The sequence below is a fragment of the Kribbella sp. NPDC023855 genome, from assembly GCF_040639475.1.
Taxonomy (GTDB): domain Bacteria; phylum Actinomycetota; class Actinomycetes; order Propionibacteriales; family Kribbellaceae; genus Kribbella.
On record NZ_JBFAAA010000002.1, the window covers coordinates 882,349 to 901,871 of the forward strand.

General features: G+C 67.0%; 22 protein-coding genes and 2 tRNA genes. 15 read left to right on the forward strand and 9 right to left on the reverse strand.

The features are described 5' to 3' along the window. The first annotated feature begins 13 nt into the window (after positions 1–13). From AB0F51_RS09965 to AB0F51_RS09975, 3 genes are all read left to right on the forward strand, one after another. Complete coding sequence (locus AB0F51_RS09965; protein WP_360276826.1) at positions 14–646, forward strand: helix-turn-helix domain-containing protein; 633 nt, start codon at positions 14–16, stop codon at positions 644–646. Further along, positions 643–2,190 (forward strand): glycerol-3-phosphate dehydrogenase/oxidase, encoded by a 1,548-nt coding sequence (locus AB0F51_RS09970; RefSeq protein WP_360276829.1) that lies wholly within the window; start codon positions 643–645, stop codon positions 2,188–2,190. The genes AB0F51_RS09965 and AB0F51_RS09970 overlap by 4 nt, the downstream gene beginning before the upstream one ends. Positions 2,191–2,268: 78 nt before the next feature. Continuing rightward, positions 2,269–3,186 carry a DUF4328 domain-containing protein gene (locus AB0F51_RS09975; protein ID WP_360276831.1) on the forward strand — a complete coding sequence of 306 codons (918 nt, stop codon included), beginning with the start codon at positions 2,269–2,271 and terminating at the stop codon, positions 3,184–3,186. Here AB0F51_RS09975 and AB0F51_RS09980 read toward each other — a convergent pair. Together AB0F51_RS09980 and AB0F51_RS09985 are read right to left on the reverse strand one after the other, a co-directional pair. Then, positions 3,169–3,933 (reverse strand): protein phosphatase 2C domain-containing protein, encoded by a 765-nt coding sequence (locus AB0F51_RS09980; protein ID WP_360276834.1) that lies wholly within the window; start codon positions 3,931–3,933, stop codon positions 3,169–3,171. The genes AB0F51_RS09975 and AB0F51_RS09980 overlap by 18 nt on opposite strands. 4 nt (positions 3,934–3,937) lie before the next feature. After that, a complete protein-coding gene (locus AB0F51_RS09985; protein WP_360276836.1) occupies positions 3,938–4,849 on the reverse strand; it encodes an NAD-dependent epimerase/dehydratase family protein in 912 nt (303 codons plus the stop codon). 75 nt (positions 4,850–4,924) lie between these two features. Here AB0F51_RS09985 and AB0F51_RS09990 point away from each other — a divergent pair, with 75 nt between their 5' ends. After that, positions 4,925–5,536 carry a pentapeptide repeat-containing protein gene (locus tag AB0F51_RS09990; RefSeq protein ID WP_360276839.1) on the forward strand — a complete coding sequence of 204 codons (612 nt, stop codon included), beginning with the start codon at positions 4,925–4,927 and terminating at the stop codon, positions 5,534–5,536. Positions 5,537–5,620: 84 nt separating this feature from the next. On the opposite strand, the gene AB0F51_RS09995 is transcribed toward AB0F51_RS09990, so the two are convergent. After that, a complete protein-coding gene (locus tag AB0F51_RS09995) occupies positions 5,621–6,250 on the reverse strand; it encodes a VanZ family protein (RefSeq protein WP_360276842.1) in 630 nt (209 codons plus the stop codon). Positions 6,251–6,622: 372 nt separating this feature from the next. On the opposite strand from AB0F51_RS09995, the gene AB0F51_RS10000 reads away from it, so the two are divergent. Then, a complete protein-coding gene (locus AB0F51_RS10000) occupies positions 6,623–9,880 on the forward strand; it encodes a S8 family serine peptidase (RefSeq protein WP_360276844.1) in 3,258 nt (1,085 codons plus the stop codon). A 109-nt stretch (positions 9,881–9,989) separates the two neighbouring features. Here AB0F51_RS10000 and AB0F51_RS10005 read toward each other — a convergent pair whose 3' ends face one another. Beyond that, positions 9,990–10,592 (reverse strand): G5 domain-containing protein, encoded by a 603-nt coding sequence (locus AB0F51_RS10005; RefSeq protein WP_360276847.1) that lies wholly within the window; start codon positions 10,590–10,592, stop codon positions 9,990–9,992. A gap of 191 nt (positions 10,593–10,783) precedes the next feature. Here AB0F51_RS10005 and AB0F51_RS10010 point away from each other — a divergent pair, with 191 nt between their 5' ends. Then, the gene (locus AB0F51_RS10010; RefSeq protein ID WP_360276850.1) at positions 10,784–11,245 is read left to right on the forward strand and encodes a GNAT family N-acetyltransferase; all 462 of its coding nucleotides are present in this window, start codon (positions 10,784–10,786) and stop codon (positions 11,243–11,245) included. A 57-nt stretch (positions 11,246–11,302) separates the two neighbouring features. Here the strand turns inward: AB0F51_RS10010 and AB0F51_RS10015 are convergent, their stop codons facing one another. Continuing rightward, positions 11,303–11,686, reverse strand: coding sequence for a DUF4440 domain-containing protein (locus tag AB0F51_RS10015; protein WP_360276852.1), 384 nt, complete (start codon positions 11,684–11,686; stop codon positions 11,303–11,305). Between the two features lie 88 nt (positions 11,687–11,774). On the opposite strand from AB0F51_RS10015, the gene AB0F51_RS10020 reads away from it, so the two are divergent. The 4 genes from AB0F51_RS10020 (at position 11,775) to AB0F51_RS10035 (ending at position 14,645) form a co-directional block, all read left to right on the forward strand. Continuing rightward, positions 11,775–12,251: a hypothetical protein gene (locus tag AB0F51_RS10020; protein ID WP_360276855.1), complete on the forward strand. Its 477-nt coding sequence runs from the start codon at positions 11,775–11,777 to the stop codon at positions 12,249–12,251. Positions 12,252–12,366: 115 nt separating this feature from the next. Continuing rightward, positions 12,367–13,452 (forward strand): phospho-N-acetylmuramoyl-pentapeptide-transferase, encoded by a 1,086-nt coding sequence (mraY, locus tag AB0F51_RS10025; protein ID WP_360276858.1) that lies wholly within the window; start codon positions 12,367–12,369, stop codon positions 13,450–13,452. 26 nt (positions 13,453–13,478) lie between these two features. Next, entirely contained in the window at positions 13,479–14,210 is a 732-nt protein-coding gene (locus tag AB0F51_RS10030) for a VOC family protein (protein ID WP_360276860.1), read from the forward strand. 48 nt (positions 14,211–14,258) lie between these two features. Continuing rightward, complete coding sequence (locus AB0F51_RS10035; protein WP_360276863.1) at positions 14,259–14,645, forward strand: hypothetical protein; 387 nt, start codon at positions 14,259–14,261, stop codon at positions 14,643–14,645. A 44-nt stretch (positions 14,646–14,689) separates the two neighbouring features. On the opposite strand, the gene AB0F51_RS10040 is transcribed toward AB0F51_RS10035, so the two are convergent. Beyond that, on the reverse strand, positions 14,690–15,103 hold the full coding sequence (locus AB0F51_RS10040) for a hypothetical protein (protein ID WP_360276866.1): 414 nt from the start codon (positions 15,101–15,103) through the stop codon (positions 14,690–14,692). A gap of 146 nt (positions 15,104–15,249) precedes the next feature. Here AB0F51_RS10040 and AB0F51_RS10045 point away from each other — a divergent pair, with 146 nt between their 5' ends. From AB0F51_RS10045 to AB0F51_RS10065, 5 genes are all read left to right on the forward strand, one after another. Next, on the forward strand, positions 15,250–15,666 hold the full coding sequence (locus AB0F51_RS10045; protein ID WP_360276868.1) for a hypothetical protein: 417 nt from the start codon (positions 15,250–15,252) through the stop codon (positions 15,664–15,666). Positions 15,667–15,994: 328 nt separating this feature from the next. Beyond that, positions 15,995–16,288 carry a hypothetical protein gene (locus tag AB0F51_RS10050; RefSeq protein WP_360276871.1) on the forward strand — a complete coding sequence of 98 codons (294 nt, stop codon included), beginning with the start codon at positions 15,995–15,997 and terminating at the stop codon, positions 16,286–16,288. Positions 16,289–16,472: 184 nt separating this feature from the next. Beyond that, positions 16,473–17,204 (forward strand): NYN domain-containing protein, encoded by a 732-nt coding sequence (locus tag AB0F51_RS10055; RefSeq protein WP_360276873.1) that lies wholly within the window; start codon positions 16,473–16,475, stop codon positions 17,202–17,204. Positions 17,205–17,522: 318 nt separating this feature from the next. After that, positions 17,523–17,651, forward strand: a complete 129-nt coding sequence (locus AB0F51_RS10060; RefSeq protein WP_360276876.1) for a hypothetical protein — start codon at positions 17,523–17,525, stop codon at positions 17,649–17,651. A gap of 327 nt (positions 17,652–17,978) precedes the next feature. Continuing rightward, complete coding sequence (locus tag AB0F51_RS10065; protein ID WP_360276879.1) at positions 17,979–18,608, forward strand: hypothetical protein; 630 nt, start codon at positions 17,979–17,981, stop codon at positions 18,606–18,608. A 565-nt stretch (positions 18,609–19,173) separates the two neighbouring features. Here AB0F51_RS10065 and AB0F51_RS10070 read toward each other — a convergent pair. The 3 genes from AB0F51_RS10070 to AB0F51_RS10080 form a co-directional block, all read right to left on the reverse strand. Next, positions 19,174–19,246 (reverse strand) — tRNA-Ala (locus tag AB0F51_RS10070). 12 nt (positions 19,247–19,258) lie between these two features. Further along, positions 19,259–19,387, reverse strand: coding sequence for a DLW-39 family protein (locus AB0F51_RS10075; protein WP_360277271.1), 129 nt, complete (start codon positions 19,385–19,387; stop codon positions 19,259–19,261). 36 nt (positions 19,388–19,423) lie between these two features. Continuing rightward, positions 19,424–19,497 (reverse strand) — tRNA-Ile (locus AB0F51_RS10080). Between the last annotated feature and the right edge of the window lie 26 nt (positions 19,498–19,523).

Here is a 19,523-nt window from a genome sequence, read left to right on the forward strand (position 1 = left end):
ACTCTGACGTGTGATGTCTCAGCGTAGCAGCGAAACCGACAGCTCCTCCAGTACGTCCGGATCGACCCGGCCGACGCCGGCCAATGCGATCGGCGAGGAGCGGATCCTCGACGCGGCGTACGAGTTGCTGCTGGCGATCGGGATGCGCCGGATGACGATGGCCGACATCGCCCGGCACGCGGAAGTCTCCCGCGCCACGCTCTACCGGCGCTGGCCGAACGTGCAGGCAGTGGTCGCCGCGCTGATGACGCGCGAGTGGACCACGGCGCTCGTCTCGGCCTTCCAGCCGGACGCGGTCGACGGCCGGTCCCGGCTGGTCGAGGGTGTCGTCGAGGTGGTCGCGAAGACCCGGACCCATCCGCTGATGCGCAAGATCATCGAGCTCGACCCCGAGTTCCTCACGCCGTACCTGCTGGAGCGGCGTGGCAGCAGCACGGTCGCGCACCTCGCGCTGGTGAAGGCCGGGATCGAGTCGGGCCAGGCGGACGGCTCGATCCGGGCCGGTGACTCCGACTGGCTGTCCCGGCAGATCATCCTGGTCTCGCTCGCCTCCGCGGTGTCCGGGCCCGTGCTGGCCGAGCCGGCGGAGTACCCGGAGCTGGACGAGGAACTGCGTGTGATGCTCACCAGGTATCTGATGCCATGACCATGATCGCCGTGGGCAACCCGAGCCTCAACGCTGCGCGGCGGACCCGTGAACTCGACTGGCTCGACACGACCGGCCGAGTCGACGTCCTGGTGATCGGCGGCGGCGTGACCGGCGCCGGAGTCGCGCTCGACGCGGCCGCGCGCGGTCTCACGGTGGCGCTGGTCGAGAAGCACGATCTTGCCTTCGGCACCAGTCGCTGGAGCTCGAAGCTCGTTCACGGCGGCCTGCGGTACCTCGTCTCCGGGCATGTCGGGATCGCGTACGAGAGTGCTGTCGAGCGCGGCATCCTGATGAAGACCACGGCACCACATCTCGTCCACCCGGTGCCGCAGGTGGCGCCGTGGTTGCCGCAGGCTCGTCTAGCGCAGGCGGCTTTGCTGCGTGGGGCTTTCCTCGGTGGCGACGTTCTCCGCACGGTCGCCCGCACGAGTGACGACTACCTGCCGCACTCCCGTCGCGTGAGTTCTGCCGAGGTACTGCGGTACGCCCCGACCGTCCGCCCGGAGGGTCTTCGCGGCGGCTTCCTCACCTGGGACGGGCAGCTGTACGACGATGCGCGGCTGGTCGTCGCGATCGCCCGCACCGCGGCGTCGTACGGGGCTCGGGTGATCACGCACTGCGCGGCCGAACAGGTGACCGGGCGCGGCGCGGTGCTGGTCGATCAGCTGTCCGGCCGGCGGCTCGACCTCGACGCCCGGATCGTGATCAACGCGACCGGGATCTGGGCCGATCAAGTTGCCTCCGGCATCAAGTTACGGCCGAGTCGCGGCACGCATCTGGTCTTGCCGCAGTCGGCGTTCGGTGGGCTGTCCGCCGTACTGACCGTGCCGGTGCCGGCGGAGCTGCGGCGCGTGGTGATGGCGATCCCGGCGCCCGACGGCCGGGTCTACGTCGGGCTGACCGACGAGGAGGCACCGGGGCCGGTCAGTGATGTGCCGCGCGCGACCGACGCCGAGATCGACTTCCTGCTGGCCACGATCAACACCGCTGTCCGAGAGCCGCTGACCCGGGCCGACCTCCTCGGCAGCTACGCGGGCCTCCGTCCACTGCTGGACACCGGCCACCACAAAGGCCAGGACAAAACCGCCGACATCTCCCGGCGCCACGCGGTGATCACCAGCCCCGACGGCATAGTCACCATCGTCGGCGGCAAGCTGACGACGTATCGGCGCATGGCCCAGGACGCTCTCGACACCGCGCTTGCCCAGTCCGACCTCGAAACCAGACGGCCCTGCCTGACCCACCGCATCCCCTTGGTCGGAGCCGCCGATCGCGTCCAGCTAGCGGCGGTGAAGGCCCCTGCCCGCTTCGTAGCCCGCTACGGCGTCGAAGCCACCGACGTCATCGCCGTACCCCCACACCTTCTCGCCCCGATCGCCCCCGGCTTGTCCACAACCCACGCCGAACTCCTCTTCGCCATCCGCCACGAAGGCGCCCTGACCGAAGACGACCTCCTGGACCGCCGCACCCGCCTAGGCCTCTCCCCAACCGACCGAGCCCTAGCCCAACCCGCCGCCCAGGCAGCCTTCGCTTCCGTCTGATCCACTGGTTCTTGCTTGTGGATAACTGGGGGACGCTCCCGCGGGCGGGTTAACTTATTGGGTGGGGAGGTGGGGTAGGTGAGTCAGCCGTATCCGGGGCCGCCCGGGTATTTTCCGGTGCCTCCGCTGGTGCTGCCACCGGTGCGGAGGTATCGGCCGCTGCGCCGGGTCACCACCGCCTTCCTCGTCCTCGCGGTGCTCACCCTGATCCTCACCGCCGTCCAGGCCGTGCTGATGTGGCGCTCGTACGACGAGGTGAAACGGTTCGTCTACGGCCTACTGTCCGATGATGAGCTCGATCGCGCGGTGGCGTCGATCGCCGGGAGCGGCCCGCTGCTCAACCTGATGTGGATGACGTTCGCCGGCGCCGGAGCCGTGTTCCTGATTTGGCTGTGGAAAGCCCGCGAGAACACCGAGCTCCTCACCCCGTCGGTCGGTGTCACCTACCAGGGCGGCCAGCGTCTGGGCAGCGGTCGGCATCGGCTGGACACCGGGTGGGTGATCGGCAGTTGGGTCTGCCCGATCGTCCAGTTCTGGTATCCGCTGCAGGTGGTCGAGGACGTCGTTCAGGCGAGCGAGCCGACCGACGAGCCGAAGCGGGTCAAGACACTGCTCTACGCCTGGTGGGCGTGCTGGACCGCGTTCTGGGTGATCATCGTCGGCGGCGGCAGCCTCGCCTTCTTCAGCATCGCGGTCTGGATCGTGCGTGTCCTCGACCGCGCCGAGGCGGCCACCGAGAGCGGCGACTACCTGGACCTCTACGACCTGCAGAGCTTCATGGTCGGCTTGGCGCTCACGGTGAACATCGCCTTCACCATCGCGACCGTGCTGCTCGCCGCAGCCGGGGCGGCCGTGGTCATGCTGATGTACCGCACCAACGCCTGGCAGGACGCCCGCATGTCCCGCCCGACCGACCAGCCGCCGCCCGGCCCGCCGCAGTACGCGCCGCGGCCGGAGTTCCCGTCGTACGCACAGCGATCACCGTGGCAGCGGTAGGCGGCACAGTACTGCGGTCGCGTCGTCATACCGCTTGCCCAGGAACGACCCGGCAGCCGCATCACCGTCGTACCGCCTGACCTGGTCGATCAGTTCTCGCGGCCCGGCCGTCTCCAGCAGCTCGACCAGGTCCTCCCACGAGTGCCCGTACCGCTCGGAGTACCGCGAAGCGCCGTCGGTCAGCAGCGCGACCACCTCGACCGCAGCGCGTTCCGTAGTACCGGCGACTGCTTCGTACGCCGCCTTGGGTTCGGTGCTCGCGACCCAGAACCCACCTGGCTGGTTCCGCCACCGACGTACGGACTCGAGCGTGTACTCCGGCAGCAGGTCGATCCGGTTGTCGGCGAGCACCGTCACGCGCCGGTCCGGACCGCGCAGCACGATCGGCGAATCGGCCAGCACCAGATGTTCGACCACCTCGTCGGAGATCCGCACCATCGCCACGGTCGACGACGGACTGTCGGGGTTCGCCAGATCGCACGTGTCCTCATGCTCGGCCCGTACGGCGAGAATCGCGTCCGCCAGCAGCTCGGCCAGCGGCGCCCGCGAGCGCCCGAGCAGCGGGATCGCCAGCTGAGTCCCCAGCCGCGCAACCAGCCAAGCCACCGAGTGCACACACCCCGACTCGACCCCGGCCGGCGCCGTCGCCCCGTCCAGCACCACAACGAAGTCCGGCCCAGCAATCACCAGATCCTCGTTGACCCCCACTCGATCCGGCGCAGGCTCACAGACCGACCGGATATCCACAGCCCTATTCTCGGGGGCGGGCGGTCCAGGTGTCGGCGAGGGACTGGTCGAGGGGGATCTTGCTGGACCAGCCGAGGTGCTTGCCGATCAGGGTGGTGTCGGCTTGTTGCCAGGCGACCGTGTCGGCGGGGGAGCCCGCATGGCCGGCGTGCACCTCGCCCTCGACGATCTTCGTCGTGGTCCCGCTCAGCTCGACCAACTGGTGGACCGCGTCCCGCGCCAGCGTCGCCTTGCCCGAGCCGACGTTGAGCACCGGCGGCAGGTGTCCCTCAGCCGTCGCGACCGCGACCACCGCCTCCGCGACATCCCGTACGTCGACGTAGTCCCGCCACGCCTCCAGCGATCCCAGCTCGATCGTGTCGGTCGTACCGAGCTGGCGGAGCACCCGGCCGAAGAGGGTGCTCGGCGGCGATCCCGGGCCGGTGATGTTGAACGAGCGCAGCACGATCGCGTCGGCGCCGTTGCGTTGCGCCCGCAGTACGAGCTCGGAGCCGGCCAGCTTGGTGTACCCGTACGCCCCGCCCGGCCGCAGCTCGGCCTGCTCGTTCTGACTCGTGCCCCGCGGCGCACCGCCATACTCCGCGGCCGAGCCGATTTGGATGAACCGCGCGTTGCTCGCGTGCCCGTTCATCGAGGAGAGCAGCGACTGGACGGCGACGACGTTGCCCCGGGTGAGCTCGAGAACATCGCCCTGGGTCGCGGCCGCCGCGTTGACGATCACCGTCGGCTTGTAGAGCCCGAACTGGGTGTCGAGTGCGAAACAGTGCCCGGTGGCCAGGTCGAAACGCCGATGCGGATCGCCGGTACTGCGGGTGAACCCGCGGTAGTCGATGCCGCGTTCCTCCAGCAGCCGGCAGATCGCACCGCCGAGGAACCCGCCCGCGCCGAACACCATCACTCGCTCTGATCCGCTCACATCGTTCATCCTCCTGGTTCGGCCGACCTCTGTCGGTGGGACAAGGCAAACTGCGGGCTAACTGATGGGAGTGTCATGACAGAACGCACAGGTGGCCGGGCGGCACCGAAGACCGAGTCGACGATTCGCGACTGGGACGACGCCGACCCGTCCGGGCAGACGTACACCAGGGTGCTGTTCATCGACTCCGACTTCACCGAGATGAACAACCAGCGCGGCGTCTTCGAGGAGTGCGTGTTCCGCGGGGTCCGGTTCAACGCGTCGGTCCACCTGGAGGCCGCCTTCGTGAACTGCACCTTCGTCCGGTGCTCGTTCTTCGACAGCACCTTCACGCGGTGCAAGCTGATGGGGAGCATGTTCGACGATTGCACCTACAACCTGCTCAAGGTCGAGGGCGGCGACTGGTCGTTCGTGGGGCTCCCCGGAGCCGACCTGCGCGGAGCCGAACTGACCGGCACGAAGCTCCGCGAGGCAGACCTCACCGGTCTCCGCGCCGGCAAGGCCGTACTGCGCGACGTGGACCTGTCCGGAGCCTGGATGCAGCGGGCGGACTTCACCGGCGCTGACCTGCGAGGGTCCGACCTGTCGACCCTTGACCCGCTCACGGTCGAGCTCAAGAACGCCATCGTCGATCTTCCCCAGGCGATCGCGATCACCACCTCGCTGGGTTTGGAGGTGCGTCCCTGAGCGTGCCGCCTGTGGATATCTCCAGGGTGATGACCATTCATCCCCCGGTTCATCCACAACCTGTGGAAAACCATCCAGATCTCCTCACCGGGCCCTGGCGACGGGCCGGACTTCGGCCAAAGCGGGTGCCAGTTCGCCCCGGCGGTGCCTCGCGACGGGGCGTCCACGGGTCACGAGCAGTGCGCCGTGCTCCACGAAGTACCCGGGATTGGTGCTGAGGACGGGACGCGTTGCTGCTCGCAGTACGAGCTGAAGGGCGGCTGCGAGGCCGACGCCGATGAAGGCGCCGAACGTGTTCGCGACCAGGTCGTGCAGCTGGCAGGAACGGCCGAGCTGCGGGATCAGCGCCTGAACCGCCTCGACCGCGGCTGACATCCCGATCCCGGCGGCGATCGCGTCCGCGGGCCGGCCACTGGCCAGCGCCAGCAGGGCGGCGATCGGGATGAAGAGCAGCACGTTGAGCAGCCCTTGGATCGAGGTGAGGCCGCCGGTCGTGCTCAACTGCGTGCCGCAGCTCGCCGGGAACCGGTGCGCGGTCGGGCTGAGCGTCGCGGCAAGGATCAGGGTGCAGGCGGCCGGCAACAGCAGTGAGGCGATCTTGGGGATCACCTCACGCGGCCGGCGGATCGACGAGACGGCGATCGGGACGGCCATCCCGGTCAGCACGATCCAGGTGTCCAGCAGGTGCGGAATGCCGCGATAGGTCTCGAGCACGCGTCCGGAACCTCCGTAGTCGACCGGCTCACGCATCCCGCGGCGGCAGCGGTTACTACCAACCGTTGCCACCAGCCGTGGGTGCTCGCGCGATCACGTCGTCAGTGGTCTGCCCGATGTCTCTTCCTCCACAGAGACTCCGGCGTCCACTCCGTCGACCGCTAGGTCACTCAGAACATCTGCACGCACCCGCAAACAAACAGTGAGACCCCCGTGACAATATGTGCGCGAACTGTCACGCACAGTGGCTCTTCGCTCGTAATCCTGACCTCCGGGAATTCCGGTCCAATACCGGTTCAGTGACATCGCAACCATTCGCCTCCTGCGCGTATCGAGCCTTCTGAGGAAGGACAACCAAGGAGGACATTCATCGTGGTTTCCCGAAGACGACTGGCGCTCGTGCCGGTCGCAGCCCTTTCCCTGAGCATCGTCGTCGCACCCGCACACGCGACGGCGCCCGCCAAGCCCAAGCCCAAGGCTCCAACCGACCATCAGGTCACGCTGATCACCGGCGACCGCGTCCTGGTGCACGGCGACGCCCTGTCCATCCAGCCCGGTCCCGGCCGGGCCGGCATCCCCTTCGAAACCCGACGGTCCAAGGGCCGGCTGCAGGTCATCCCGGCCGACGTCACCGGCCAGCTCGCCAGCGGCCGCCTGGATCGCCGGCTCTTCGACGTCACCGGCCTGATCGAGGCCGGGTACGACGACAAGGCGGCCACCGCGATCCCGCTGGTCATGACGTACACCGGCCGGGCGAAACGCGCCGCGACCGTACCCGCCGCGACGGTGACCCGCCAACTGCCGTCCGTGAACGGTACGGCGGTCAAGGTGGCCAAAGCCAACGCCGGCTCGTTCCTGAAGCAGAACGCCTCCGGCACCAAGATCTGGCTCGACGGCAAGCGGAAGCTGACGCTCGACCAGTCGGTCCCGCAGATCGGCGCCCCGGCCGCATGGCAGGCCGGCTACACCGGCAAGGGCGTCTCGGTCGCGGTTCTGGACGGCGGCATCGACACCACCCACCCCGACCTCGCCACCCAGGTCGCCGGCGAGAAGAACTTCACCAGCGCGAGCACGCCCGACGACATGGTCGGCCACGGCACCCACGTCGCGTCGACCATCGCAGGTACGGCTGCCGCGTCCGACGGCAGGTACAAGGGCGTCGCGCCGGAAGCCACGCTCTACGACGGCAAGGTCTGCGAATACCAGTCCTGCTACGAGTCGGCGTTGCTGGCCGGGATGGAGTGGGCCGCGACCGAGGTCAAGGCCAAGATTGTCAGCATCAGCATCGGCGGCAGCGACACGCCCGAGCTCGACCCGCTCGAGGAAGCCGTCAACCGGCTGACCGCGCAGACCGGCACGCTGTTCGTGATTGCCGCCGGCAACGACGGGTCGAGCGAAGGCACGATCAACTCGCCCGGCAGCGCGGACGCCGCGCTGACGGTCGGCGCGGTCGACAAGTCCGACCAGCTGGCCTGGTTCTCCAGTCGCGGCCCGCGGGCCGGCGACGGCGCGATCAAGCCCGACGTGACCGCGCCCGGTGTGGACATCGTCGCGGCCAAGGCGAAGAACGCCTACATCGGCGAGCCGGTCGGCGACAACTACCTGAAGCTCTCGGGGACGTCGATGGCGACCCCGCACGTGGCCGGCGCCGCCGCCCTGCTCGCGCAGGCACACCCGGACTGGAAGGCTCCCCAGCTGAAAGCCGTGCTGATGTCGTCGGCGAAGTCGATCGACGGCCAGAGCCTCTTCGAGCAGGGCAGCGGCCGGGTCGACGTCGCCCAGGCGATCAAGCAGACCGTGGTCAGCGAGCCGGCCAGCGTGTCGTTCGGACTCGCGCTCTGGCCGCACGACGACGACGTACCGGTGACCAGGACGATCACCTACCGGAACCTCGGCACCGCGGCCGTCACGCTCGACCTCTCGGCCACGCTGACCGGCCCGGGCGGACCGGCACCGGAGGGCGCGATCAAGCTCAGCGCCACCTCGGTCACTGTCCCCGCGGGCGGGACGAGCTCGGTCGACGTCACCTCGGACACGCGGCACGACGGCCAGGACGGCAGGTACGCCGGCAAGGTCGTCGCGACCGGTGACGGGACGACGGTGTCGACCCCGCTGGCCCTCGAGAAGGAGGCCGGCCCACGCTACTCGGTCACGGTGCAGCAGATCGGCCTGGACGGCGGCGTCCCCGCGAGCTCGTCGGCGACACTGATGAACGTCAAGACCGGCGCGCAGTTCTACTACTCGCACCCGAGCGGTACAGCGACCGTCCGCGTGCCGCCGGGCGAGTACATCCTGGACGGCAATCAGTCGGTGTTGCTGCCGGACAACCAGACAATCGACACGTTCAAGTTCGTCCAGCCGCGGCTCGTGGTGGACAAGGACGCCAAGGTCGTGATGGACGCCCGGACCACCAAGCCGGTCAAGGTGACCGTGCCGCGGGCCGGCGCGGTCGCGGCGGTCGCGGCCGTGGGGTACACCCGGACGATGAGCTGGGGCCCGTTCGACGCGACCATGTTTGTGAGGTCGTTCGACCACCTGCGGACCGCGCAACTCGGTCCGGACGTGCCCGCGGACGTGCTGATCGGTCATGTCAGCGGTCAGTGGGCGAAGCCCGCCGGCAACGGTTTCCGGAACTCGCCGTACCTCTACTCGACCCTCGACAGCTTCCCCGGGAAGTATCCGACCGGCTTCACCCGGACGACGGCGGCAGGCGACTTCGCGGTGATCGACCAGAGCGTCAACGCGACGTCCGATCGGACCGCCGCGTTGATGGTGTACGGCCGGGACCCGGGCGTGAGCGGCTCGGCGGCCGAGATCCTGAACTACGACCTGCCGGCCCGGCGGACGGTCTACGTCGACGCGGACACGACGTGGCAGACCGAGCTGAACGAGGTCGTCGAGATGCCTGGCTGGCCGTTCCCCGACCCGGTGACGACCCTGCGGACCGTACCGCGGACCTATCAGGTCGGTCGCAGCTACCGGGAACGGCTGAACGCGGCCGTGCTCGGTCCGGCACCGGAGCACGCCACCCGGGACCAGGCGCACCTCAAGCTGAGCCTGCCCGGCCTCTCGGACGCCGACGGCCACTTCGGTGAGTCGCTGACGGACACGGCCACCGGCCAGCTGTACCGCAACGGCGAGCCGATCGGCTTCGAGTTCCCCTGGTTCGGCCGTCTCGACAACTACGAACTACCTGCGGAAAAGGCCGACTACAAGTACGTCACGTCGCTGACCCGGCCGTCATACTCGAAGCTTTCGAGCCGGATCGACTACTCGTGGTCGTTCTCCTCCTCCGCGGCGGACAAGGTGCTGCCGATGCTCGCGGTCCGGTTCCAGCCGGCCGTGGACGGCACGAACACGGCCGCTCGCCCGACCGTGACCACGCTGCCGGTCCAGGTCGTCGGGCAGCCGGGACAGCCGGTGCCGACGGTCCGGAAGGCCGAGCTCGCGGTCTCCGGTGACGGCGGCGCGACCTGGAAGAACGCCTCGCTGGTCCCGCTCGGCAGCGGGAAGTACCAGGCGGTCTTCGGTACGCCCGCCGGCTCGGCGGTCTCGCTCAAGGCGAAGATCGTCGATGCCGCCGGCAACGTCACCGAGCAGACCGTGATCGGCGCCTACCTGCTCAAGTAGCTCGAGCCGGTAGCTCAGCTCTCGGCGCGCACGCAAGTGCGCGTCGAGAGCACCGCCGGCCCCCGAGCCGAGCATCGCCACGAGCATGTTCGGGGAGAGCTTCGCATGCTCAGCCGTCCTCGCAGCCGATGCCGTCGTTGTCGCGGTCCAGGTCGTAGATGTCCGATCCGATCACGTTGACCGGCCCGGTGACGTACTCCGGGCCGTTGCCGCTGCCACTCGAGCAGTCGACATCGCTGGCGATCGGAACGCAGGCACCGCTGTAGTTCGGATCGCAGTCGCCGGCCGGCTCGGCTTCCTCCACCTTTGTGCCGATCGACGTGATCTGAGTGACCGGCGGAAGGGTGACCGTCTGGCTGACGATTCGCCGGCTCGTCTCGCGCCCGTCGGTGTAGGTCACCGCGTAGGTGACCTTCTTGCTGCCCTTCACCCCACGCGTCGACACGACGACTTCGCCCTTCGGCAACTCCGGATCCTTGACGTTCTTCTTCTTGAACGGCACCGGCCGGATCTCTACGACGTTCTTCGTCACCACACTCGGCGCAACCCGCTTGGGCACCGGCACCGACGGCTTGACCGAAGGCGTGCCCGGCGTCTCGACCGGCGTCTCGACCGACGCCGGACTCGACGGCTGGGCCGACGGCTCGACGGATGGCTCGACCGTCGGCGGCGCGCTCGAGTTCGTAGTACCGGCCTCGCCTGCCAGCGGCACAGGTGCTGCGCCCTCGGCTCCGCAGCCAGTCAGCAGTAGTCCCAGTGCGAACAGCAGTCCCCCCGCTGAACGCCTACCTCTTGCCCCCCACATACTTCAGCACCACACTTCAGTTTTCATCCACACACCATCCACCCAACCGATCCCACCCGCCAGACTTCGGAGGCTCCGAAATCATCACGCGCCTGGAGATGACGTCACCGGACCAGTTGGTCCCCGGTGCGCCCTCACCGAGCCCGATCGACCTGATCGTGGCCGGCCCGGAAGCAGCTCCCGCAGTCCGCGCCACCTACGTCCGGATCTGGTCCCCACTGAGCGCCCACGGACGGATGGAATGGAGCGACGACGAGTGGCGCGCCGAGCTGTCCCACCCCGACGCCCGCAGCTGGTTCGCCCAGGTGGACGGCGACATCGCCGGCTTCGTCGAACTCTCCCGCGGCCGCAACGGCGACGTAGGCATCGTGGTCTTCGGCCTGGTCCCGGAGTACCAGGGCAAGGGTTTCGGCGCAGCCTTCCTCACCGCCACCACCCAACTCGCCTGGACCCTGGGCGACCCCACCCGCCGCGTCTGGCTACAAACCTCCTCCGACGACCACCCCCACGCCCTCCCCAACTACCAACACCGAGGCTTCAAACCCTTCTCCACGGAGTAGCCCGCACGCCGCGAGCCGGCTGGCCTCGGGCACGAGCCGAGCGTTGCTGAGCACCTTCTATGCCGAGACGAGCGTCCCTTGGTGGTAGAGCGCCTGCCACTCACGACCGGTCCAGCGCCAGACAGTCGCGCGCCGACTCAGCCGGGCATCCTGCCGGAGCTGGTACGTCAGCAGGTACGTATCGGGCCCGAGCTGACGGCACTCGAAGTCATCCGTCTCCCAGACATCAGGCGCCTCTTCGGCGTACCGCCGTTCCAGAGTGGTCCAGATGAACTCACGGTCGTACCGTCGGCCGGAGGCGCCGACCTCCCAGTAATCAGGTGCTGTCATCGCCTCGAAGTCGGCTCGGGTAGCACCGAGTTCCGGGTGATGGAAGATCGGCTCCCGCGCGCGCAACTCCGCAACGACCTCCGCAATCGCCCGCCCGCCGTCACCAGTCACTCACGCACCCTCTCCCACCGTTGCCCTCAACACCTAGCCAATCCCGGCAGAAGCGATCTGACGGGCGAAGCCAGGGCATGATGTGGCGATGACTGAGGGCCGATCTCGCCTCCCCGATTCGATCTCGACGCGGCTCGCGGTGTTTCTTGACGAGCTCAGGGGCGAGCTGGGGGATGCTGTCTCGATCGAGGTCGAGGATCGGGATGGGTGGCGGGGCGTCGATCTGAGTCCGAAGCGGGAGGACGCGTTGGGTGTCTACTGGACGGACTTCTATCTGCTGGGTGATGGATCTCCGGGTGCTCTTCAGGTCGAGGCCGGGCATCAGGGCGGTCGGTGGGAGTTCGGACGGGACGAGGATGACCTGTTGCTCCTGATTGACCTCGTGCGGTCGGTTGTCGCTGGTCGCGTGGTCGAGGTGTTCGGTCCCGCGCGATCGCGGGTCGAGGTGACCCTGTCCGACGGGACCAAGCAGGTCGAAATCGGCGCGCTGGCTCCGGTCGGCTGCCTGCCAGTGCCGGGGTGGATGCGACTCGGCCGGCGAGTGCACTATGCGCCGTACCGGTAGAACGGACGGACCTCGAGCGACGTACGCGCTCGCCCCAGCAGGCGACATCATTGTCCGCGGGGACCTGCCTCTTCGCTAGGTTTGACCGGACTTGGCCGGAGAGGGGCTGGATGTTGTGCGGGCAATACTCCTGAGCGGCGCGCTGGCGGTCGTCTGTTCGCTGCTGGGGACCCGGGTCGCCATCGGGTGGTTCGCCCGTCACGGCTTCGGCCAGCCGATCAGACAGGACGGACCGACGACCCATCACGTCAAGCGGGGTACGCCGACGATGGGCGGCCTTGTCATCCTGCTGAGTGCCACCGCGGCGTACCTGGTGGCAACGATCCTGACCGGCGGATGGCCGAGTGCCAGCGCCTGGCTGCTGATGTTGCTGTTCTTCGGCTGCGGCGTAGTGGGCTTCCTCGACGACTTCATCAAGGTCTACACCCAGAACAACCAGGGTCTGAGTAGCCGGGGCAAGATGGCGGGGCAGACCCTGGTCGCGCTCGGCTTCGGGATCCTCGCCACGCAGTTCTTCGCCAACGAGCACGGCGTCCGGCCGGCCTCGCAGTACATCTCCACCACCCATGACTGGGGGATCAAGCTGCCGCTGGTCGTGATCCTGCTGGTGATCTGGTTCATCGTCACCGCGACCTCCAACGGCGCCAACCTCACCGATGGCGCCGACGGGCTGCTCGCCGGCTCTTCGGCGTTGATCTTCGGTGCGTACACCATCGTGAACGTCTGGCAGAACAACCAGCTGTGCGACTCCTCGCGGCCGACGGTGGTGGAGTCCCAGTGCTACCAGGTGCGCGACCCTCTCGACCTCGCGGTGTTCGCGACCGCCATCGCCGCCGCGTGCATCGGCTTCCTGTGGTGGAACGCCAAGCCCGCCCGGATCATCATGGGCGACGTCGGCTCCCTCGCCATCGGCGGAGCCTTGGCCGGGCTGGCGATCATGTCCCGCACCGAGCTCCTGATGACCGTCATCGCCGGGCTGTTCGTGCTCGAGACCCTGTCCGTAATGCTGCAGATGATCTGCTTCAAGGTGACCAAACGACTCACGGGCACGGGCCGCCGGATCTTCCGCATCGCGCCCATTCACCATCACTTCGAACACGTGGGATGGGACGAAGTCACCGTGGTGATCCGCTTCTGGATCGTCGCCGGCCTCTTCGTCGCGACCGGGCTCGGCATCTTCTACGCCTCTTGGCTGGCCTGACCGACCTTGCGATTAGCATCGTCGACGTGGCGACTCGGCTGGTACAGATCAACATGAAGGCTCACGACGACTCCGCGCTGGGCAGGTTCTGGGCGGATGCGCTCGGCTGGAGCATCTCCAGCGAGGGCCCCGGCGTGACCAACCTCGAACCCGAGGGCTTCGTCTACCCCGACCCCACCGCCATCTGCATCGACCTCGTCGCCTCCCCGGAACCCAAGACGGTGAAGAACCGCGTCCACCTCGACCTGGCCACCAAGTCGCCGGCCCATCAGGCGGAACTGGTCGCCCGCCTGAAGAATCTAGGCGCGACCCCCATCGACATAGGCCAAGGCGACGTCCCCTGGGTGGTCATGGCCGACCCAGAGGGCAACGAGTTCTGCGTACTGGACTCCCTCTACGAAGAGACCGGCCCGATCGCCACGGTAGTAGTCGACTGCGCGGACCCGCACACGATGGCCACCTTCTGGAGCCAGGCCACCGACTGGACCCTGCACAAGGTGACCGACCACAACGCAGTACTACGCTCCGCCGCCGGCGTAGGCCCGTACCTCCAGTTCCTCCGCACCCCCGACCCAAAAACCGTCTGGAACCGAGTCCACCTAGACGTCCGCCCCTACCCAACCGACAACCTGGAAACAGAAGCAACCAGACTCCAGTCCCTAGGCGCCACCGTGATCGACCTAGCCGACAGCGACATCCACTGGAAGGTCCTAACCGACCCAGAATCCAACGAATTCTGCCTCCTCACCCCAGCCTGAACCGACCGATGGTTGGCAGGTCATTCCAACGACCTCCACGATGAGCACATGCGCAGGAGAGACCGCCGCCATCAAGACGCGGCAGCGACGGCCATCGCTCACGCCGTCCACGACGCCATCCTGATGATCCGAACAATGGCTTACGTCCGCGAACGGCCGAGTGTAATTTTCCCCGAGGTCGACGACTACCAGGAGGAAATCCGCCTCCTGGCCGACATCTGCGACACCCTCATCCCAGGCCTACGACGTGACCCACCGGCCTATCGGCCCGTAGACGCCCTCCAGTACACCTGGGACTCACGAAACGACCACCAGCGCCGCTGGCTAACAGAAACCCTCGCCCAACACAACATCACCCTGACCGACTTCATCATCGACAGCCCTAGACGGCCGGCAACTTGCCGCGATGATTTGGCCGACAACGATCCGCGCTGACAGAGACGGGGCAGGTGATGGGGAGATCGCTGTGAAGCCGTTGCTCAGGCTGGCTCTTGTGGAAAGAGCACGGGCTCGATCTCAGCCAGCATCTCGCGCAGTTCGGCGCTTCCCTGCCGAACTCGCGCACTGGCGTCGCGCGACAGTGCATCGCATCGCTCCAACGCGCGATCCCTCTCCGAGGCAAACACCATGAAGACGGTCCCGACGGCATCCTGGATGTAAGCGCTCTGCTGAACATCCGCCAAGGCCAACGCTTCAACCACGATCCTGAGCCCCGCGACGTCCTGCCGCCGGAGCAATGCCTCCGCGGTCTCCAGCGTCACGTACGTGTCCTGAACATCAAGAACAAGCCGAACCAGCACCTCCCGCGCCTCAGGCACCTCAGCAAAACTCGCCAGAGCACGACCCGCATCAGCCCGATCCCGGTGGTCGTCACTGGCCGCGAGCTCGATCAACGCGGTGACGGCCGAGCGTCGTCGGTCCTGATCCACCGCAGCATCGTTTCATCTCGCCGTGCCTGATGGCGCGAAGCGCAACGAGGCGTCTGGCTTGCGGCATGATCGGATCACGGCAACCACGCCGTTCGTGGCACGGTGCGCTGATGGAGGGACTCGGGATGCCCTGGAATCCGCCGTACGCTGAACCGCCTGTGCCGCCCCGGCTAGCGACCTACGCGAATCGTGTTGCGGAGATAGTGAAGGATGGGCGACCGGCTGGCTTCATGCTGGTTGAGCCGGAGGTGTACGTCGAGCAGGTTGGCGGGGCGCTATGGTGGCGACGCTGGACGGAGTTCGGGTGGGCTGCACACGTGTGGCTCAACTTGCCCGGCCCGGGGCGGTGCGCCGATGCAACGGACACACTCATCGCGCCCGAAGACCTCGAGGCAGAGCTGGACGACTGGGATGCCAGTCGGTTCACGTTTGCTGGCCAGCTCGTAACCCTCCGGTGGCTCGGCCCGGACGAATCGGCACGAGTAGCCGAGGCCGAATGGGACAACGAGTCACCTGCCCAGACATAGCAGACCGCCACACCTACGCCGTCCCTGTGATATCCGTTCTCCGCCCAGTCCGAGCTCAATCAGCGCGCCGACAGCCGAGCATCTCGGACCTGACCCACGAGAGCACCATTCAATCGCCCGCGTAGCCGATCGCCGCGGCCGTCGCTAACCGCTGCCTTGCAAAGGCGGTTGTGCCGCTCCCGCTGATCTGAGCGGTAGATCGTCAAGCGTGGACTCGACCGGTTGCACCCCGTGAGTGACCGGCTGAGCCCGCAGGCATGTTCTCGCTAGGGCACGCGGAGGGCACGGCCCCTCGGCCGAGACTCGCCGCCAGCGTCATACTGACGCGATGGATGAGATCTCGCTATCGGTCCCGCGCTATCGCCCAGATATCGGAGTCATCGCACCGGTCGAAGGTGGAACGGTCCGCGTCGAGGTGGTCGACGGCGTTGTCCAATTCGTCGGCGACCCCGCCGGCCTTCGCGATCTGGCCCGCTGGTGCCTGTCGCTGTCCGATCCCTCAGTACCGGACGGACGCCATGTCCACCTCGATCCGGGATACGGACCTCTCAGCTCGGAGTCAGTTCCCGTCCTCATCGCCCGGCACGACAGCATCGACGGCACATCTGCTTCGTCTCCCTGAAAAGCGGAAGGTCGGCGGTTCGAGACCGCCCCTGACCACCATCTCCAAGCGTGATTCCAGCCCATCTGGGCCGACCGCCAGTACCCGTGAATCCCCCTCAGCGGCCATCCGTAGTTGCACGGATGTTGCACGCCGTGGTGACGGCGGCTACTCAACCAATCCGAAGTGGACTAGGTTCCTGCCCATGCGTGTTGGTGTTTACGTGGATGGATACAACCTGTACTACGGCGGTCGTGAGCTGTGCGGCCGAAGCCAACCGGGTTGGCGATGGCTTGACATCCGAGCGATTGCCCAGCGGGTCCTCGTCCAAGCCTCCACCTGGACAACTGCAACTATTGATCGCGTCGTCTACTGCACAGCTCGCATCGACGCCCTCACGAACCCGAGTGGCCAGGTCGACCAAGACACCTATCTCAAGGCGCTGCTAAGTAGCGGCAGCGTGGATCACATCGAGTACGGCAAGTACGTCGCCAGGCTCAAGCACGCACCTCTGGCGGTCAGAGGTAAGAACAACCGCCCCATCGTCGCGAAGGCAGCATGGCCGATCATGGTGCAAGACTCGTCGTCAAGCCCTGTGCCCGACGCTCAGTTTCTAGTCAGCGTGCTGAACACAGAGGAGAAGGGTTCCGATGTCAACGTGGCGTCGCACCTCCTGATCGACGCGCTCACGGGCGTCATCGATGCGGCGGTAGTCATCTCGAACGACAGCGATCTGCGATTCCCTATCCAGAAGGCACGGGAGCTAGTCCCCGTCGGGCTCATCAACCCGCAGAAGGGTTACCGCGCCGGCGATCTCAGAGGGTTGCCGTCTGATGGAGTAGGGAATCACTGGTGGCACCAGCTCGATCCAGCCGACTTCACCAGCTCGCAGCTCCCGCCTACGGCCGGGAAGTACACCTGTCCTGCTGGCTGGTAAGCCTCCGTAGCACGGCGGTCAAGATCTGGGTTAACAAGCTTGCTACTTTGAGGACTAAGAAGCAGACATACTTTCGGGATAACTTGTTGCAACAAGTCTGACCAGCTAGAGTTGCTTACATCATCCACCCGCCCCCTCGTGGGGCGGGTTTTTTATTGCCGGACAGAGGCTCGAAGAGACGCAGCGCACCTGCCCCGTCCCCCTGATAGCTGCCAACCCGGCGCGGCGCGGGTCAAGAGTCGGCTTGCCGATCCCGCTCATGTTCCCGTCGACCTTCAGGATCATCGTCTAACAGTTCTCCGCCGCTGCGTCATCGCAATGGCCGACGGATCGATCATCGGCACAATCCTTGGCGGCCTCCTCGGCGTAGTCCCCGAGACCGTGCTGATTCCGCTCCTGGTCGTCTTGCTGCTCGCCTCGTCGGTCAAGGTCTGGCGACACGAGTAGTCGAGCCCAACCATGAACTCCAGATCTCCCGGTCCGGTCTTCTGCGCGCTGGTACGCCATGCCAGGCCCAATCTCACGTCCGGAAAGCGGTTGGCGGCGCGACACGCCGCGCGATGCTGGGTCGTTACAGCTGTTGTGTCGATGTCCGCGCGTACAGTCAAGACGACGAAAAACCCCGGCATGGGCCGTGGTAGGGCCGTCATGCCGGGGCTGTGGTTGAAGAACCACGGTTTAGTCAACCTGACCATAGCTCGGGTAAGCATGGATGGCACGCATTTGTGCCGTTCCACACGTGCCGGCCCCGTCGCTAAAGGACGGAGTCGCCCTATGGCGAATGCATCACCGGTGGTCCCGATGACCACCTTCAGCGACTACCTGGTCGCGCCCGGAGGAAACAAGAAGATCAGCCTGGTCCGCCAGCAGATCTCCCAGTTCGGCGCCGACTACCACCCTGGCCACGACTTCTATCGCCCGATGGGTCTGGCGATTCAGGAAGCGATCCGGTTCCGCACCGGTACGGCACCGATCGAACGTGCCGTACTCAACGCGAACCCCCGCGCCGTCGACCACTTCAAAGAGGTGGGCGACAACGTGGCGAAGTACATCAAGCGCGCGCAGACCGCGAAGATCTTGGACGCGGGCCGCTGGGAGTGGAGCCAGCCGACCGTGACGGTCAAGATCAACCCTGACTTCGCACTCGTCTGGCCGGATGGTCGCGTCGAGGTCGTCAAGATCTACTTCAAAGCGCCCCCGCTCGGACGCTTTCAGGCGGACGCCATGCTGCGCCTGCTTGAGTACGCCATGCCGAGCTTGAGTGTGAAGGGCACTCCTGTGATCCTCGACGCTCGACGCGGCAAGGAGTGGCGGCCGACCGCCAAGCCGCGGGCCGGCCTCGATGACTACTTGAAGAGCGAGGCTCTGGGCTACGGCTCTCTCTGGCAGTCGCTCACCGCGTAACACCACGCCTGCCCCGTCCCCCTGATAGCTGCAAACCCAGGTCAGCACGGCGCACGTCAAATGTCGAGCTTGCTCGATCCCGTAGGGACGCGAAGCGCTCTTGACGTGGGTCGTGGTGGCCGGACAATCGAGCGGCCAGGGGGACGAGGCCAACCAGCGGCCAGACGCCTAACACGGGTCTGGCTGCTGCCTCTTTGTACGAGGTCTTCCGGTCTCAGGCCGGGTCGGTCTCCGGGGCGCGGGGTTCGGCCGGCAGGCCGCATGGGCCCGCGCCCCGGAGGGCGGTCCCGGCCTGGCGCGCCGGAGGCGCGCCCTTGATCCATAAGAGGTCGATTCGGCAGATAGGACGTCGCCCTTCACCGACTGATGTATGAGTCGCCCGCCGTGTCAGCGCGTCCGGACCTGCGGTAGGAGGCTGCCGGCGCGGGGGCACCCACCGCGACGGAGGAGCGGTACCTCGCGCGACGCAGGAGCGGGCGCTAGTGATCGGGCGGGCGGGAGCGGCCAGAGCGGCTCGCGACGGAGGAGCGTGCTGGCGGCGGCTGCGTGGGGAGAAATACTGCGGTGGAGACGAGGGGACTCGAACCCCTAACCCCTGCCTTGCAAAGGCAGTGCTCTGCCAGTTGAGCTACGCCCCCGAGGGGGTGGTGTCAGCGGCCCGGGGTGACCGGGTCGACGGCTTCGGCCCAGAGGTCCTGTTCGGCGCGGGACTGCTGGGTCTTCTTGTAGACGAAGTATCCACCGACGCTGGCCAGCAGGACCAGCATGACCTTCTTCAGCATCGGGGATCTCCTCGGATCGGGTGTCGATCTGGGTGGGCCTAACAGGACTTGAACCTGTGACCTCTGCCTTATCAGGGCAGCGCTCTAACCGTCTGAGCTATAGGCCCGCAATCGCGGGTTTCGAACCTCGGAG